Origin of the sequence: Motilimonas sp. 1_MG-2023, from assembly GCF_030547455.1 — a bacterium.
Classification (GTDB): Bacteria; Pseudomonadota; Gammaproteobacteria; order Enterobacterales; family CBDFNC01; genus Motilimonas.
This window is the reverse complement of record NZ_JAUOPX010000043.1, coordinates 1-16,236: the sequence shown is the minus strand read 5'-3', so window position 1 is coordinate 16,236 and position 16,236 is coordinate 1. Positions and strand designations below refer to the sequence as shown.

Sequence of the window (16,236 nt, the reverse complement as noted above, 5' to 3'; positions counted from 1 at the left end):
TTAAAATAATACGTTCGGTGTTTTCAATTGGCTAATAGCTAGTTAACATTTCGAACACTAAGCGCCTAAGTGTTCTTAATTATCGGTATATCCGATAGTTTGTGTTATTAAAAGTGATTTTTTTATGCTATTCACTTCCTTGTAGACTGGAACTCGTTATATCCACTTATATAGGATTTGTTTCATATGGCACTTAAGCAGTTTTTCAAACAAGAGTCTGCACCCGGTATTATATTGATTTTTGCAGCCCTTACCGCCTTACTGATCGCAAATTCGCCTCTCACCGTTGTTTATCAGGATTTTCTCGATATGCCGGTGCAGCTGCGCATTGCGGCATTAGATATAGATAAGCCATTATTACTTTGGATCAATGATGGTCTGATGGCGATATTTTTCTTACTCATCGGCTTAGAAGTAAAGAGAGAGTTAGTTGAAGGGGACTTATCGACCCGTGAAAAAGCCATGTTACCGGCTATTGCGGCGATTGGCGGCATGCTTGTTCCTGCGGCTGTGTTTTTATTGTTTAACTTTTCCGATCCGGTAGCGAGTTCTGGTTGGGCGATACCTGCTGCAACCGATATTGCTTTCGCTTTGGGTGTGCTGGCGCTGTTCGGTAAGCGTGTGCCGGTAAGTTTAAAGGTTTTTTTACTTGCGCTGGCCATTATCGATGACCTTGGTGTTATCGTGATTATCGCGTTATTTTATAGCGCCGATTTATCCCTGACCTCACTACTGGTGGCAGCACTAAGCTGTGCTTTGTTATTCGCGATGAGTGTGCGTGGTGAGCGTCGCATGAGTTTGTACATGCTGGTGGGCTTAGTGTTATGGGTGGCGGTATTAAAGTCCGGTGTTCATGCTACCTTAGCCGGTGTGGTGCTAGGTTTCGCCATTCCGCTGCGCAATCGTGATGGTGTGGCAATGGCGTCTAAGCTTGAACATAATCTTCACCCTTGGTGTAGCTTTATGATTTTACCGTTATTTGCTTTTGCTAATGCGGGTGTTTCCCTTGCTGGCATTCCATTTAGTGCGGTATTGCAGCCATTACCAATGGGCATTATTTTGGGGCTGTTAATAGGTAAGCCATTAGGCGTGTTCACTATGAGTTACCTTGCCGTGAAAATGGGCTGGGCGAGTTTGCCAAAAGGGATTAATTTCATGCAAATATTCGCGGTGTCTATTTTGTGCGGTATTGGCTTTACCATGTCTATTTTTATTACCTCATTAGCGTTTTCCGCCGATGCTGCGGCGCTGGGGGATATTTCACGTTTAGCCATCTTAATTGGCTCTGCTATTGCGGCTTTATTAGGTTATCTGACATTGCATTTTTCCCTCGCTAAGGAGTCAAATAGCCAAGTTGAGAGATCTAAATTGAGTCTGAATTAGCACTATTTAGCTTTTTATAACGTAAAACACCTGCTTCCTTTGCGTGGCAGGTGTTTTTTATTACAACTTATATTAACCTCTGAACAATATTGTTTCTTTACTGAGAACAACCATGTCCCATCTTAACTACAACCATCTTTATTATTTTTGGATGACCCAAAAGAAAGGCTCGGTGACAAAAGCCGCTGAAGCGCTTTTTTTAACACCACAAACAGTTACCGGGCAAATTCGTCAGCTTGAACAGCGTTTAGGCGGCCGATTATTTGTCCGTAAAGGCCGTAATTTGGAGGCCACTGATCTAGGGCAGCTGATATTTAAGTATGCAGATCGTATGTTTACTTTAAGCTATGAAATGATCGATATCGTTAACTACACCAAAGATAAAAATATATTATTTGAAGTTGGGATAGCGGATGCATTATATAAACGTCTTGCTAGTCGAGTGCTAATGACGGTGGTGCCCGATGATGGTTCGATCCATTTGTGTTGCTATGAGTCGACCCACGAAATGCTACTGGAGAAGTTAAGCCAGCATAAGTTGGATATGATCTTATCCGATTGTCCTGTTGACTCTAGCCAAAACCCAGGCTTATTTAGTAAGCAAATTGGATACTGTGGTGTCAGCTTCTTTTGCCACAAGCCAGTCCCCACATCCCCTTTCCCCGCTTGTTTAGAAGAGCGTAAGTTGTTGATGCCTGGTCGCAGAACGTCTCTCGGTCGCAAGCTCATCACCTATTTAGATGAGTTAGGAGTGTCGCCACAGATCCTTGGTGAGTTTGATGATGCCGCCTTAATGAAAGCATTTGGTGAGTATAATAAAGGGATTTTTGTTGCGCCGAGCATTTATAGTGATGAAATCACGGCTTCAGGTAATGTTGAGTTGATTGGAGAAACTCATGAAATTACAGAAGAATATTACGTGATTTTTGCCGAGCGGATGATCCAGCATCCGGCGGTGAAGCGCTTGTGCGAAAGTAACTTTTCAGCGTTGTTTTCAGGTTTAGAGAGTCCTGCTAAGAAGTAGGTTTGTGAGGGCAAGGATTAGCAGGCAAAAAAAAACCGACCTAGGTCGGTTTTTTTAAATACTTAGCTTAATAACAAAAATTAAAGCGCTTTAATTTGCGCGTTAAAGTTGCTCTTATGACGAGCAGCTTTGTTTTTGCTGATTAGGCCTTTAGTTGCGTAGCGGTCAAGGATAGGTTGAACCTTCTTGAATGCTTCTTGTGCAGCTTCTTTATTGCCTTCTGCAATAGCGGCAACAACTTTTTTCATGTAAGTGCGCATCATGGAGCGACGGCTAGCGTTATGCTGGCGGTTCTTCTCAGCTTGGATTGCGCGTTTCTTAGCAGACTTGATATTAGCCAAGTTCTAACTCCTAAAATCTGTCTAAACAGGGTGTATTTAAAGGCCGTGGAATATGCCTTATTGTACGTGTTTTGTCAAACCTTTTGTGTAATTAAACACCACTGCATGGTATCTCACCCGCAGCACGGTTAAACTAGTCGGCGGATTTTAGCAGCATTCGCGCTGCACTAACAGTTCTAATGAGGCAATACTTGAGTAAAAAGCTACTTAAATCGGGCGCAATCGTCAGTGCCATGACCTTGATCTCACGGATCTTGGGTTTAATCAGAGATATGGTGGTCGCAAATATCTTAGGGGCAGGTGCAGCTGCTGACGTATTTTTAATGGCCAATAAGATCCCCAACTTTTTACGGCGTTTATTTGCAGAAGGAGCATTTGCGCAAGCATTTGTGCCTGTTTTCTCCGAATATCAGCAAAAAGAGGATGAAACAGAATTACGTAAATTAATTGCCGCGGTATCGGGGACGCTGGGTACTATCGTTACGGTGATCACGCTAATTGGTGTGTTAGGCTCGCCTGTGATCATTGCCTTATTTGGCTTTGGTTGGTTTGTGGATTGGTGGCAAGGTGGCCCAGATGCTGAAAAATATACCTTAGCATCAACCTTGCTCAAAATTACTTTCCCGTACTTATGGTTTATTACTTTTGTCGCCATGAGCGGGGCGATTTTAAATTCCTTGGGTAAATTTGCCATTGCTGCATTTACCCCGGTATTTCTTAATATTGCGATTATCTCTTGTGCTTTGATTCTAGCGCCTCATGTCGCACAGCCTGAGTATATTATGGCTTCAGGGGTGTTTTTGGGCGGCTTGATCCAGTTTTTGTTTCAAATTCCGTTTTTGAAACAAGCGGGTGTGTTAGTCAAGCCGAAATGGCAATGGCATCATCCTGGCGTGGTGAAAATCCGAACCTTAATGATCCCTGCTATGTTTGGGGTATCCGTTAGCCAGATCAATTTGTTGCTAGATACCGTCATTGCCAGTTTCTTGCAAGATGGAGCGCTGAGCTGGCTTTACTTTTCAGACCGTTTACTCGAGTTCCCACTTGGTTTATTTGGTATTGCGATTGCTACGGTGATTTTACCTAGTTTATCGCGTTTACATGCGAGTGATTCGAAGCAAGATTTTGCCCAAACCTTAGACTGGGGTTTTCGACTGGTGTGCTTGTTAGGCGTGCCGGCGATGTTTGGTTTAATTTTACTGGCGCAACCTATGCTAGCGGTGCTGTTTATGAGCGGTAAGTTTAGTCAGGTAGACGTACAAATGGCGTCAATGAGTTTAATCGCTTATGGTTTTGGCCTGCTTAGCTTTATGCTAGTTAAGGTACTTGCGCCAGGTTATTACGCGCGCCAAGACACCAAGACGCCGGTTAAATACGGCATTATCGCCATGGTGAGTAATATGGCCTTTAATATTATTTTTGCTATTCCTTATGGTTATGTTGGTTTAGCCATTGCTACTTCTTTATCGGCCTCATTAAACGCGTTCATGTTATGGCGAGGTTTAAAAAATCAAGGCGTGTTTATATTACAACCGGGCACGGTTTGGTTTTTGATTCGTTTACTGCTTGCGGCATTCGCGATGGGGGCGTTTTTAGTCTATTTCACTCCCGATTTATCAACTTGGGCTGAACAACCTAAGTTAAGTCAGGTTTGGTTGTTAGCGGCTTTAATTAGTGCGGGGGCCGTGATTTATTTAGCCATAAACCTAGTATTCGGTTTGCGTCCACGCGATCTTCGTACCGCGGGGGGCTGATTACTCAAACTGGCTGTTATATAATCCGTCAGTTTTGTGGCTATTGGTAGAGATAATGGATCTAATCCGAGGCATCAAGAATATTAAACCTGAGCATCAGGGCTGTGTTCTTAGCATAGGTAATTTTGATGGTGTTCATAGAGGACACCAAGCGGTATTGCAGCAGCTATTGCTTAAAGCGGCTGAGTTTGCGGTGCCTGCAACAGTGATGACCTTTGAGCCTCAACCCTTGGAATTATTCCTGGGTGAAAACTCTCCCGCTCGATTAAGTCGCTTACGCGACAAATTTAGGCGTCTTGAGCAATTTGGTTTAGACCGGTTGCTATGTGTTAGATTTAGCCGTCACTTCGCCGCCATGGATGCCAATCAGTTTATTGAACAGGTGCTGGTGAATAAGCTAGGCGTAAAATTCTTGGTGGTTGGCGACGATTTTCATTTTGGTTATCGTCGCCAAGGTAATTTTGAACTGTTGCAACAAGCGGGCAAAAAATATGGTTTTGATGTGATCGCCACGCAAAGCCTGCTTCACGGTAGCACTCGGGTAAGCAGCACACAGATCCGAGATGCCCTTGCTGCAGGTCAGTTACAACACGCTGAACGATTATTGGGCCGGCCATATAGTATTAGTGGACGCGTAGCCCACGGCCAAAAATTGGGCCGCACCATAGGTGTACCGACTGCCAATATTTGGTTAAAGCGTTTAGTGACGCCGGTGAAAGGGGTCTATGCCGTTGAGATTAGGGGCATGGAGCAAGCTACTTATAGGGGCATTGCGAATATCGGTACTCGCCCGACACTGAATGGTGAGCGCCAGCAGCTAGAAGTACATATTTTCGACTATAGCGGTGATCTTTATGGCCGCCAGCTTGAAGTCGTGTTAAAACAAAAAATACGAGATGAACGCAAATTTGAAAATTTTGCGGCACTAAAACAACAAATCGAACTAGATGTCGGTCAGGCGCGTGATTATCACGGCTTGGCTGTTTAAAAATTGACCTTCCCGATAATGGAACTTGGATTAAATGAGCGACTATAAAGACACCCTGAATCTTCCTAAAACAGGGTTCCCGATGAAAGCTAACTTAGCTAATCGTGAGCCAAACATGTTGAAAGAATGGTATGCAAAGGATCTTTACGGCAAGATCCGTGAGGCAAAAAAGGGTAAAAAATCCTTTATCCTACATGATGGCCCTCCTTATGCGAACGGCGATATTCATATTGGTCACTCAGTTAACAAAATCCTAAAAGACATTATTATTAAGTCGAAAACCCTAGCGGATTTTGACTCGCCTTATATTCCAGGTTGGGATTGTCACGGTTTGCCGATTGAACTTAAAGTTGAGCAAAAAGTAGGCAAGCCAGGTCAAAAAATCAGTGCGGCAGACTTTCGTAAAAAATGCCGCGAATATGCAGCTAAGCAAGTTGATGGTCAACGCAAAGATTTTATCCGTTTAGGTGTGTTAGGTGATTGGCAAAATCCCTACTTAACCATGGACTTTTCAACAGAAGCCAACATTATTCGAGCCTTAGGTAAAATTATCGATAATGGCCATTTGCATAAGGGCTCTAAGCCGGTGCATTGGTGTACCGACTGTGGTTCCGCGTTAGCTGAAGCTGAAGTAGAGTACGAAGATAAAACCTCGCCTGCGATTGATGTTCGTTTTGCTGCTAAAGATGAAGCGGATGTGGTATCTCGTTTCGCCCTTGAAGGGGATGCAGGTGAAGGTCAAGTATCGGTATTAATCTGGACCACCACGCCTTGGACCCTACCGGCTAACCGTGCGGTAGCCCTAGCGGCGAATCTTGATTATGTGCTAGTCGAAGTGGTTTCTGCGGCAGGCAAAGAGCGTTTGATTTTAGCTGAAGAGCTAATGGATGCGTGTTTAGCGCGTTACGAAATCACTGAATTTCGTAAACTCGGCTTTGCCAAAGGTGAAGCACTAGAGCTAGCGCAATTTAACCATCCATTCTATGACTTTAGCGTGCCGGCTATTTTAGGCGAACACGTCACTACCGAATCTGGTACTGGTGTAGTGCATACCGCGCCGGGACATGGTCAAGACGACTTTATCGTTGGTAATAAATACGGCCTAGAAGTGGCTAACCCAGTGGGTGACAACGGCGTATATAAAGCCGATACTGAACTATTTGCTGGTCAGCACGTGTTTAAAGCGAACGACAGCGTAGTGGAAGTGTTGCAAGAAAAAGGTGCGTTAATGCACTTTGTTGCTTTTCGTCACAGCTATCCACATTGTTGGCGCCATAAAACGCCGATTATCTTTCGTGCCACGCCACAATGGTTTATCTCGATGGATCAAAATGGTCTACGTGATACCGCCATGGGCGAAATTAAGTCGGTGCGTTGGATCCCTGAGTGGGGCCAAAATCGTATCGAGAAAATGGTTGAAGGTCGTCCTGACTGGTGTATTTCGCGCCAACGTACTTGGGGTGTGCCAATTGCATTATTTGTCCACAAAGAAACCCAAGAGCTACACCCGAATTCATCTGAATTAATCGAAAAAGTAGCGCAGAAAGTTGAAAAAGAAGGGATTCAAGCTTGGTGGGATCTTGATGATGCCGAGCTATTAGGTAATGAAGCCGACCAGTATCGTAAGGTACCTGATACGTTAGATGTGTGGTTTGATTCTGGTTCAACTCATGCGGCGGTTGTGGCTGCTCGCGCTGAATACAATGGCCATAAAGCAGATATGTACCTTGAAGGTTCCGATCAGCATCGTGGTTGGTTCCAGTCGTCTCTAATGACGGGCACCGCGATGAATGGCGAAGCGCCTTATAAAGAAGTGTTAACTCACGGTTTCACTGTTGATGCTAACGGCCGCAAGATGTCAAAATCTATCGGTAACGTGGTATCACCTCAAGTGGTCATGAATGAGCTAGGCGCGGATATTTTACGCTTATGGGTGGCATCAACGGATTACACCGGTGAGATGACGGTATCGGATGAAATCTTAAAACGCAGTGCTGATAGCTACCGTCGTATTCGTAATACCATGCGTTTCTTATTAGCTAACTTAAATGGTTTTGATCCGAAAACGGACATGGTAGCACCAAATGAGATGGTTGCACTTGACCGTTGGGCGGTAGGTAAAGCTAAAGAACTGCAAGATGCGCTAGTGGATGCCTACGATAACTATCAATTGCTAACCGTCACGCAAAAAATGATGCACTTCTGCTCGATTGACTTAGGTAGTTTCTACTTAGATATCATTAAGGACCGCCAGTACACCGCTAAGTCTGATGGTTTAGCTCGTCGCAGTTGTCAAACTGCCATGTACTTGATTTGTGAGTCTTTGGTGCGTTTAATGGCGCCGATCATGAGTTTCACTGCGGATGAAATTTGGCAGCGTATGCCGGGCGAGCGTGATGAATTCGTTTTCACGGGCGTTTGGTTTGAGGGCTTATTTGCATTAGATGAAAGCGAAAAACTAAATAACGAATACTGGGATGAAGTCATTCGCATCCGTGGTGAAGTGAATAAATCGCTCGAGCAAGCGCGCCGTGATGGCAAGATCGGGGGCGGCTTAGCGGCTAATGTCACTTTGTTTGTGACAACGGAGCAAGCTGAGAAATTAGCCTTGATTGAAAATGAATTGCGTTTTGTTCTGTTAACATCAAAAGCAGAAGTGAGCTTAGAAGCGGCTCCTACGACAGCAATGAAGACCGAAGTTGAGGGCTTATCTGTGTTGGTAGAGGCCTCTGAAGCCACGAAATGTGGTCGCTGTTGGCACCATATTGAAGATGTAGGCTCAGTTGCAGAGCACCCAGAGCTATGTGGTCGTTGTGTGACCAACGTATCAGGTGAAGGAGAAGTTCGCCATTATGCCTAATTCGTCGCCGCAAGAAGCGATGCAAAAAACCGGACTGCGCTGGCTTTGGCTAGCGATTCTGGTGTTTGCTGTCGATATGATCACTAAGGCTTATGTTCATCTGAACTTTGATTTGTATGAATCGATTCAGGTGTTGCCGTTTTTTAACTTCACCTATGCAAGAAACTATGGTGCCGCCTTTAGCTTCTTGCATGATGCTGGTGGTTGGCAACGTTGGTTTTTTACCAGTATTGCAGTCTTTGTGAGTGGGGTACTGCTTTACTGGCTGAAAAAGTCACCGTATCAAGAGAAATGGTTAAACGCTGCTTATACCTTGATCCTTGGTGGCGCGATTGGCAACTTAGTTGATCGTTTATACCATGGCTTTGTAGTGGACTTTTTAGATTTCGATTTTGGCTTTTATCGCTGGCCTGCATTTAATATTGCCGACAGCGCGATTTGTATTGGTGCGGTGATCATTATTCTTGATGCGTTACTTGTTAAGCGGCCAGAGCAAAAGGAAGTAAAAAATGACTAAGGCAATTACGGCGAACAGTGAAGTGGTGATGCACTTCACTATTAAGTTATCTGATGGCTCAGCGGCTGATAGCACTAAAGTCAATAATAAGCCTGCCAAGTTTCGTATGGGCGATGGCAGCCTAACAGTGAACTTTGAAAAATGTTTATTAGGTTTAACCGAAGGCGAAAGTAAGTCGTTTGAACTTGAGCCAGAAGATGCCTTTGGCCAACCTAATCCAGATAACATTTATTACGTTGAACGCAGTAAATTTGGCGCCGATGCTCCTGCTGAGGTAGGTGCTATCATTGCGTTTACTCAACCTGATGGTCATGAATTGCCGGGCATTGTACGTGAAGTCACGGGTGAATCGGTCACTGTAGACTTCAATCATCCGCTAGCGGGTCAATCGTTAACCTTTGATGTTGACGTGATCAGCATAGATTAGGAGCTAATTATGGAAATCTTATTAGCTAACCCGCGCGGTTTTTGCGCTGGAGTTCATCGTGCTATCAGTATTGTTGAGCGTGCATTAGAGCTATTTGAACCGCCTATTTATGTGCGTCATGAAGTTGTGCATAACAAGTACGTAGTCGATGGCTTAAAGGCTCGTGGTGCGGTATTTGTGGAAGAGCTTGATGAAGTACCTGATAACTCGATTGTCATTTTCAGTGCTCACGGCGTGTCTCAAGTGGTACGCAAAGAAGCGCAGCGCCGCGCGCTAAAAATATTTGATGCAACTTGCCCATTAGTCACGAAAGTTCATATGGAAGTTACCCGTGCCAGCCGTCGTGGCCATGAGTGTATTTTGATTGGCCATCAGGGGCATCCTGAGGTGGAAGGCACCATGGGTCAGTATAATAACGAGCAGGGGGGGATTTACTTAGTTGAATCGGTTGCTGATGTGGCCGCGTTAACGGTAAAAGATCCTGAACATTTGTTATTTTGTACTCAAACCACTTTGTCTGTTGATGATACTTCAGAAGTGATTGATGCGCTACGCGAAAAGTTTCCGCAAATTGAAGGGCCACGTAAGAAAGATATATGTTACGCCACTCAAAATCGTCAAGATGCGGTAAAAGACTTATCTGATAAAACCCAAGTGGTATTGGTTGTAGGCTCTAAGAACTCTTCTAATTCAAATCGCTTGCGTGAAAAATCTGAAAAAGCAGGAACCGCTGCTTACTTAATTGATACGGCTGATGATATTCGTTCAGAATGGCTAGAAGGAGTGAGTCAGGTTGGCGTTACTGCTGGTGCATCGGCGCCTGAAGTGTTGGTGCGTGCCGTGGTGAGCCGAGTTGAAGCTTTGGGTGGCAAAGTGGTGATCGAAAACCCAGGTGTAGAAGAAAATGTTATTTTTGAGGTGCCTGCTGAATTGAGGTAATCAATTTAGCTTAGGTTAGCGCCTTGAATATTCAGTAATATTTTATCACAATGAAGGTAAAGCATGGCCTTAGGGTCCCGATACATAGGTAAAGGTTGAGTAATGAAAAAAATCGAAGCGATTATTAAGCCGTTTAAAATGGATGATGTACGTGAAGCGTTAGCTGATATTGGCATCACAGGGATGACAGTATCGGAAGTAAAAGGCTTCGGCCGCCAAAAAGGCCATACTGAACTTTATCGCGGTGCCGAGTACATGGTGGACTTTTTACCTAAGGTGAAAATTGAAATCGTGGTGCAAAGTGAAGATGTTGACCGCTGTATCGAGGCTATTATTCAAACTGCGCAAACGGGTAAAATTGGTGATGGTAAGATTTTTGTCACTGATGTGGTACGTGTTATCCGTATTCGTACTGGCGAAGAAAACGAAGAAGCCATTTAATTGTTCTTATTTTGCTGCTTAGGCTTAAGATAAGTAGCAGATACTAAAAAGGCTCATATTAATGAGCCTTTTTTATTTGGATTAGAAAAGAATATATCTTAGCGAACCCACTTGTTATTTGGGAAGTTTGCTTTCATGACTGCCAGCGTACGGGTCTTTGGCTCTTCAACTTTCAGCTCTGTATAACCCGTTAGCATCACTTCTAGGGCTTGCTCGGTAGCTGCGGTGTCTGGGAAGTGTTCTAACACGTACTTGCCCCGATTGATGGCCGCAACATAAGCATCGCGTTTGATATACCATTTAGCTACTTCGATTTCATAGCGCGCTAGGCTGTTTTTAATACCTATCATACGAGCTTGGGCGTCAGCGGCATAAACACTATCAGGGTAACGTTGTAATAACCGTTTAAAATCCATAAATGCATTTTGATAGTGAGCGGTGTTTCGATCAAAGCGATCGATGCCGAATAAACCATGGAAGAAAGTTGAGCTCATCGCCATATGGGTTAAGCCGCGCATATAGTAAACATAATCAATGTTTTTATGGGTCGGGCTTAAACGTAGAAATCGCTCGATATTAGCCATAGCCTGAGCAAATTCATCGCTTTTGTAATAAGCGTAAATCAGGTCAAGTTGCACTTGTTCTGAATGAGGACCAAAAGGGTAGCGAGCATCGAGTGCTTCGAGAACTTCTGCAGCTTGAGTAAAATTACCTGCTTGTAATGCCAGCTGTGCGTCTTCGTATAAAACAACAGGTGCTTTATCAGGCACTTTTTCTGCGTCATCTTTTGATGAGCAGCCTAAGGTAAATATAGCGGTAAATGCCACCGCTGAAATTAGCCGTACGCTCTTCTTCATAATACCTATTTGTTTCGTCTTTTCGTAAAAGGTGAAAGTATCCGTTATGCTGAGACAAAAGAAAAGTTAAAATAAATGATATAGTGAAGCTATTCAGCTTTTACACCCACTAACGATAAGAAGTATATGAGTCAGGAATTAGAATTACAGGGTGAGGTTGCTCCTCATCAAATTGGACAGCGATTAGATCAAGCGTTAGCGGAACTTTTCCCTGATTACTCAAGATCGCGTATTAAAGAGTGGATTTTGGCCGATCGCGTGCTTTTAGATGGGCGGATAGCGAACAAGCCAAGGGAGAAGGTATTACCAGGACAAGAAATTGTGTTGAATGCCGTATTGGAGGACGAAGTGCGTTTTGAAGCGCAGCCGATCCCACTCAACATTGTTTATGAAGATGACGACATTTTAGTGATCAACAAACCCGCTGATCTAGTGGTCCACCCTGGTGCTGGTAATCCAGATGGCACGGTTCTAAACGCCTTATTACACCATTGTCCGAGTATTGTTGAAGTGCCACGCGCGGGTATCGTACACCGCTTGGACAAAGACACAACAGGCTTGATGGTCGTAGCGAAAACCGTTCCGGCACAAACTCACCTAGTTACCGCGCTGCAAGCACGTAATATTACTCGTGAATATGAAGCCATTGCGATAGGTAAACTGACTGCCGGCGGATTGGTGGATGCGGCGATTGGTCGTCACAGTACCCATCGCACTCAAATGGCGGTTAAAGAAACAGGTAAACCCGCGGTTACACACTACCGTGTTGCTGAAAAGTACCGTTCACATACGCGCTTAAGGTTGCGCCTAGAAACTGGGCGTACCCATCAAATTCGTGTGCATATGTCTCACTTAGGCCATCCATTGGTGGGTGACCAACTTTATGGTGGGCGTGCTCGCTTGCCAAAAAATGCTGGTCCTGAGTTGGTTACTGTGTTGCGCGGCTTTAAACGTCAAGCACTACATGCCGCGATGTTGGAATTAGAGCATCCAATTACAGGCGAGTTGATGCAATGGCATGCACCGATACCTGATGACATGGTTGAACTGGCGGAAATTTTGCGTCAAGACACTAAAGATAATCCACAAGAAGAGTATTAACCCTATGCGCTTACTCAAACCGAATTGGCCCGCTCCTGCAAATGTAGTGGCTTACTCAACGACACGAGAAGGCGGGGTGAGTCAGGCGCAGTATTCAAGTCTGAATTTGGGGTTGCACGTTAATGATAATACTGAGCATGTATTAACTAATCGGGCGTTACTGAAAAGTGAAGTGGGGCTTGCTAATGAGCCACTATGGTTAGAGCAAGTACACAGTACCGATGTGATTAAGGCCTCTTTGTCTACCGCCGTGGTGCCCGTTGCTGATGGCAGTTGGACCGATATTCCTGAGTTAGCATGTGTTGTCATGACGGCTGATTGTTTACCGGTACTGATAACAGACCAGCAGGGCTCTTTTGTGGCGGCGGTTCACGCCGGATGGCGCGGCCTTTGTAATGGTATTTTAAAGCAAGCTATTATCCAGGCCCCCGCTAATAATCAAGATATATTAGTGTGGCTAGGCCCTGCGATCGGGCCAATGGCATTTCAAGTTGGCAGTGAAGTGCGTGATGCTTTTATTCAACAAAGTGACGATTTTGCGTCAGCATTTACCACAGACGAAGAAGGTAAATGGAAGGCTGACCTGTACCAGCTCGCGCGATTAGCGTTAGCTGAGCTGGGAGTCAGCCATGTCTATGGCGGTGATCATTGTACCTTTTCAGAAACAGATACCTTTTTTTCATATCGAAAAGAAGGAGTTACCGGGCGCATGGCCAGTTTGATTTATTTAACAAAATAAAAACTTGAAACTCGTGCCAGTGCACCTATCTATATAATCAGAAGATGATTAATTTTAGGATTGTTGTATGCGACTCGATAGACTTACCAGTAAATTTCAACTTGCTATCTCTGATGCCCAATCCCTTGCGTTAGGGCGAGACCACCAATTTATTGAACCCGTGCATTTAATGACAGCGTTGCTAAACCAAGACGCGGGCTCTATTCGTCCATTGTTAACCGAAGCTGGTGTTGATGTTAGCACATTACGCTCGCAACTTTCGCAAGCGCTTGACAAACTCCCTAAGGTAGAAGGCATTGGCGGCGATGTGCAACTTGCTAATAACTTGGGTGTACTCCTTAACTATTGTGATAAGTTGGCGCAAAAGCGTAAAGATAAATACATATCATCGGAGCTATTTATTCTGGCCGCTTGTGAAGATAAAAGCGCTTTAGGTGATATTTTGCGTAAAGCTGGCGCAAACCAGAAAAATATTGAATCGGCGATTGAAAAAGTACGTGGTGGGCAAAAGGTGGATGATCAAAACGCCGAAGACCAACGACAAGCCCTAGAAAAGTATACTGTCGATCTGACTGAGCGTGCCGAGCAAGGTAAGTTAGATCCTGTGATTGGTCGAGATGACGAGATCCGTCGCACCATTCAAGTATTGCAACGTCGTACCAAAAACAACCCTGTTTTGATTGGTGCTCCGGGGGTGGGGAAAACCGCCATTGCTGAAGGTTTAGCACAGCGCATTATCGATGGCGAAGTGCCGGAAGGATTAAAGCATAAGCGGGTTCTGTCTTTAGACATGGGCACACTCGTCGCGGGTGCTAAATATCGCGGTGAATTTGAAGAGCGATTAAAAGCAGTACTAAATGAATTGGCCAAAGAAGAGGGTCGGGTCATTTTATTTATCGATGAGCTGCATACTATGGTCGGTGCTGGTAAGAGCGATGGCGCGATGGATGCCGGTAATATGCTTAAGCCTGCGTTAGCGCGAGGTGAGCTTCATTGTGTTGGTGCTACTACGCTTGATGAATATCGTAAGTATATAGAAAAAGATGCGGCGTTAGAGCGTCGCTTCCAGAAGGTGTTGGTTGAAGAGCCTTCGGTAGAAGATACTATTGCTATTTTACGCGGCTTGAAAGAACGCTACGAGCTACACCATAAAGTAGAAATTACCGATCCTGCGATTGTTGCAGCAGCCCAATTATCTTATCGCTATATTTCTGATCGACAGCTGCCTGATAAAGCAATTGACTTGATTGACGAGGCGGCATCAAGTATTCGCCTGCAAATCGATTCGAAACCTGAGCCTCTTGAGCGCCTTGAGCGCAAAATAATTCAGCTTAAATTAGAGCAGCAAGCGCTGACTAAAGAAGAAGACGATGCAAGTAAAAAGCGTTTGCAATTATTGTCTGAAGAGTTGGTCGAGAAAGAGTTTGCTTTTAAAGAGCTCGATGAGGTTTGGAAGGCCGAGAAAGCTGCTTTGTCAGGTACTCAGCATATCAAGTCTGAATTAGAGCAAGCGCGTCTTGACTTAGAATTTGCACGTCGTGCAAGTGATTTAAGTCGGATGTCTGAATTGCAATATGGGCGAATCCCCGAATTAGAGAAACAGCTAGATTTAGCCTCACAAGCTGAAATGCAAGACATGACATTATTACGTCATCGCGTGAGTGAAAATGAAATTGCTGATGTGTTGTCACGTTGGACTGGGATCCCCGTCAGTAAGATGCTCGAGGGAGAAAGAGAAAAGCTGCTAAAAATGGAGCAGCAATTACATACTCGGGTAATTGGACAAAATGAAGCCGTTGACGCTGTATCCAATGCCATTCGCCGTAGTCGAGCCGGACTAGCTGATCCGAATAAACCCATTGGCTCTTTTTTATTTTTAGGGCCTACAGGTGTGGGTAAAACAGAGTTGTGTAAAGCACTGGCAAATTTCTTATTCGATACCGAAGACAATATGGTTCGTATTGATATGTCCGAGTTTATGGAAAAACATTCTGTTGCTCGGTTAGTAGGTGCGCCTCCGGGCTACGTGGGTTACGAAGAGGGCGGCTATCTTACTGAAGCAGTCCGGCGTAAACCTTATTCGGTGATCTTGTTAGATGAGGTCGAGAAGGCGCATCCAGATGTGTTTAACATTTTGCTTCAGGTGCTAGATGATGGCCGTTTAACGGATGGCCAAGGTCGCACGGTTGATTTCAGAAATACGGTAATCATTATGACCTCGAACCTGGGCTCAGATGTGATCCAAGAGCATTTTCAACATGCCAGTTATGCTGAAATGAAAGAGCGAGTGTTAAGAGTGCTCATGCAAAGCTTTAGACCTGAGTTTTTAAATCGCGTCGATGAAACGGTTGTGTTCCATCCATTATTTGGTGAACACATTAAGTCTATCGCCAAGATCCAGTTGCAGCGTTTGCAGGCACGATTAACGGAAAAAGATTACCAGCTCAATGTTACTGATGCGGCATTGTCACATATTGCGGAAGCTGGGTTTGATTCGGTATACGGTGCTCGTCCTTTGAAGCGAGCTATCCAACAAGAATTGGAAAACCCATTAGCGCAGGCCATTTTGTCGGGTAAATTGATACCTGGGGCATCAATCAATGTAGATATGGAAGGAGATCGTTTCAGTTTTACCCAGAATTAAGCTGCTAGACGGCTTAATTCTGCTTACAGTAACCACCTTCAGATGTCATCTGAAGGTGGTTTTGCTGTAAAATTGTTCTATTTGGTTTGTTTTTGTTCGTTAATGTCTAACTTTTATAAATCTGCGTAAAACCCCTTGCACCGAAATCGAATCTCCCTATAATGCGCAACCACTGAGACGGCACAGCGCAAGGCGCAACGCAACATCAGGTGGTTAAGAAG

Annotated in this window: 14 protein-coding genes; 12 read left to right on the top strand and 2 right to left on the bottom strand. The window is 44.6% G+C overall.

The window, feature by feature from the left end; genetic code table 11:
• Positions 1-186: 186 nt before the first annotated feature.
• Entirely contained in the window at positions 187-1,383 is a 1,197-nt protein-coding gene (gene nhaA / locus Q4519_RS17800) for a Na+/H+ antiporter NhaA (RefSeq protein ID WP_232803880.1), read from the top strand.
• 112 nt (positions 1,384-1,495) lie between these two features.
• Positions 1,496-2,407 carry a transcriptional activator NhaR gene (nhaR, locus tag Q4519_RS17795; protein ID WP_232803879.1) on the top strand — a complete coding sequence of 304 codons (912 nt, stop codon included), beginning with the start codon at positions 1,496-1,498 and terminating at the stop codon, positions 2,405-2,407.
• Between the two features lie 80 nt (positions 2,408-2,487).
• Here the strand turns inward: nhaR and rpsT are convergent, their stop codons facing one another.
• Positions 2,488-2,748 carry a 30S ribosomal protein S20 gene (gene rpsT, locus Q4519_RS17790; protein ID WP_232803878.1) on the bottom strand — a complete coding sequence of 87 codons (261 nt, stop codon included), beginning with the start codon at positions 2,746-2,748 and terminating at the stop codon, positions 2,488-2,490.
• 191 nt (positions 2,749-2,939) lie between these two features.
• Here rpsT and murJ point away from each other — a divergent pair, with 191 nt between their 5' ends.
• The 7 genes from murJ to glnB all read left to right on the top strand — a co-directional run bounded on the left by murJ (position 2,940) and on the right by glnB (position 10,674).
• On the top strand, positions 2,940-4,502 hold the full coding sequence (gene murJ / locus Q4519_RS17785; protein WP_232803877.1) for a murein biosynthesis integral membrane protein MurJ: 1,563 nt from the start codon (positions 2,940-2,942) through the stop codon (positions 4,500-4,502).
• A gap of 55 nt (positions 4,503-4,557) precedes the next feature.
• Complete coding sequence (gene ribF / locus Q4519_RS17780) at positions 4,558-5,490, top strand: bifunctional riboflavin kinase/FAD synthetase (protein ID WP_232803876.1); 933 nt, start codon at positions 4,558-4,560, stop codon at positions 5,488-5,490.
• Between the two features lie 34 nt (positions 5,491-5,524).
• Positions 5,525-8,350 carry an isoleucine--tRNA ligase gene (ileS, locus tag Q4519_RS17775; RefSeq protein ID WP_303514604.1) on the top strand — a complete coding sequence of 942 codons (2,826 nt, stop codon included), beginning with the start codon at positions 5,525-5,527 and terminating at the stop codon, positions 8,348-8,350.
• Positions 8,343-8,867, top strand: a complete 525-nt coding sequence (gene lspA, locus Q4519_RS17770) for a signal peptidase II (protein ID WP_232803874.1) — start codon at positions 8,343-8,345, stop codon at positions 8,865-8,867. The genes ileS and lspA overlap by 8 nt, the downstream gene beginning before the upstream one ends.
• Positions 8,860-9,294 carry an FKBP-type peptidyl-prolyl cis-trans isomerase gene (gene fkpB, locus Q4519_RS17765; RefSeq protein ID WP_303514599.1) on the top strand — a complete coding sequence of 145 codons (435 nt, stop codon included), beginning with the start codon at positions 8,860-8,862 and terminating at the stop codon, positions 9,292-9,294. Before lspA ends, fkpB begins: the two co-directional genes overlap by 8 nt.
• 9 nt (positions 9,295-9,303) lie before the next feature.
• Positions 9,304-10,233, top strand: a complete 930-nt coding sequence (gene ispH / locus Q4519_RS17760; protein WP_303514597.1) for a 4-hydroxy-3-methylbut-2-enyl diphosphate reductase — start codon at positions 9,304-9,306, stop codon at positions 10,231-10,233.
• A 102-nt stretch (positions 10,234-10,335) separates the two neighbouring features.
• On the top strand, positions 10,336-10,674 hold the full coding sequence (gene glnB, locus Q4519_RS17755) for a nitrogen regulatory protein P-II (RefSeq protein ID WP_232803871.1): 339 nt from the start codon (positions 10,336-10,338) through the stop codon (positions 10,672-10,674).
• A 98-nt stretch (positions 10,675-10,772) separates the two neighbouring features.
• On the opposite strand, the gene Q4519_RS17750 is transcribed toward glnB, so the two are convergent.
• Positions 10,773-11,531: an outer membrane protein assembly factor BamD gene (locus tag Q4519_RS17750; protein ID WP_232803870.1), complete on the bottom strand. Its 759-nt coding sequence runs from the start codon at positions 11,529-11,531 to the stop codon at positions 10,773-10,775.
• A gap of 126 nt (positions 11,532-11,657) precedes the next feature.
• Here Q4519_RS17750 and rluD point away from each other — a divergent pair, with 126 nt between their 5' ends.
• From rluD to clpB, 3 genes are all read left to right on the top strand, one after another.
• Positions 11,658-12,632: a 23S rRNA pseudouridine(1911/1915/1917) synthase RluD gene (rluD, locus tag Q4519_RS17745; RefSeq protein WP_232803869.1), complete on the top strand. Its 975-nt coding sequence runs from the start codon at positions 11,658-11,660 to the stop codon at positions 12,630-12,632.
• Between the two features lie 4 nt (positions 12,633-12,636).
• Positions 12,637-13,371, top strand: coding sequence for a peptidoglycan editing factor PgeF (gene pgeF / locus Q4519_RS17740; protein ID WP_303514591.1), 735 nt, complete (start codon positions 12,637-12,639; stop codon positions 13,369-13,371).
• Between the two features lie 67 nt (positions 13,372-13,438).
• Positions 13,439-16,015, top strand: coding sequence for an ATP-dependent chaperone ClpB (gene clpB / locus Q4519_RS17735; protein WP_303514590.1), 2,577 nt, complete (start codon positions 13,439-13,441; stop codon positions 16,013-16,015).
• Positions 16,016-16,236 lie beyond the last annotated feature (221 nt).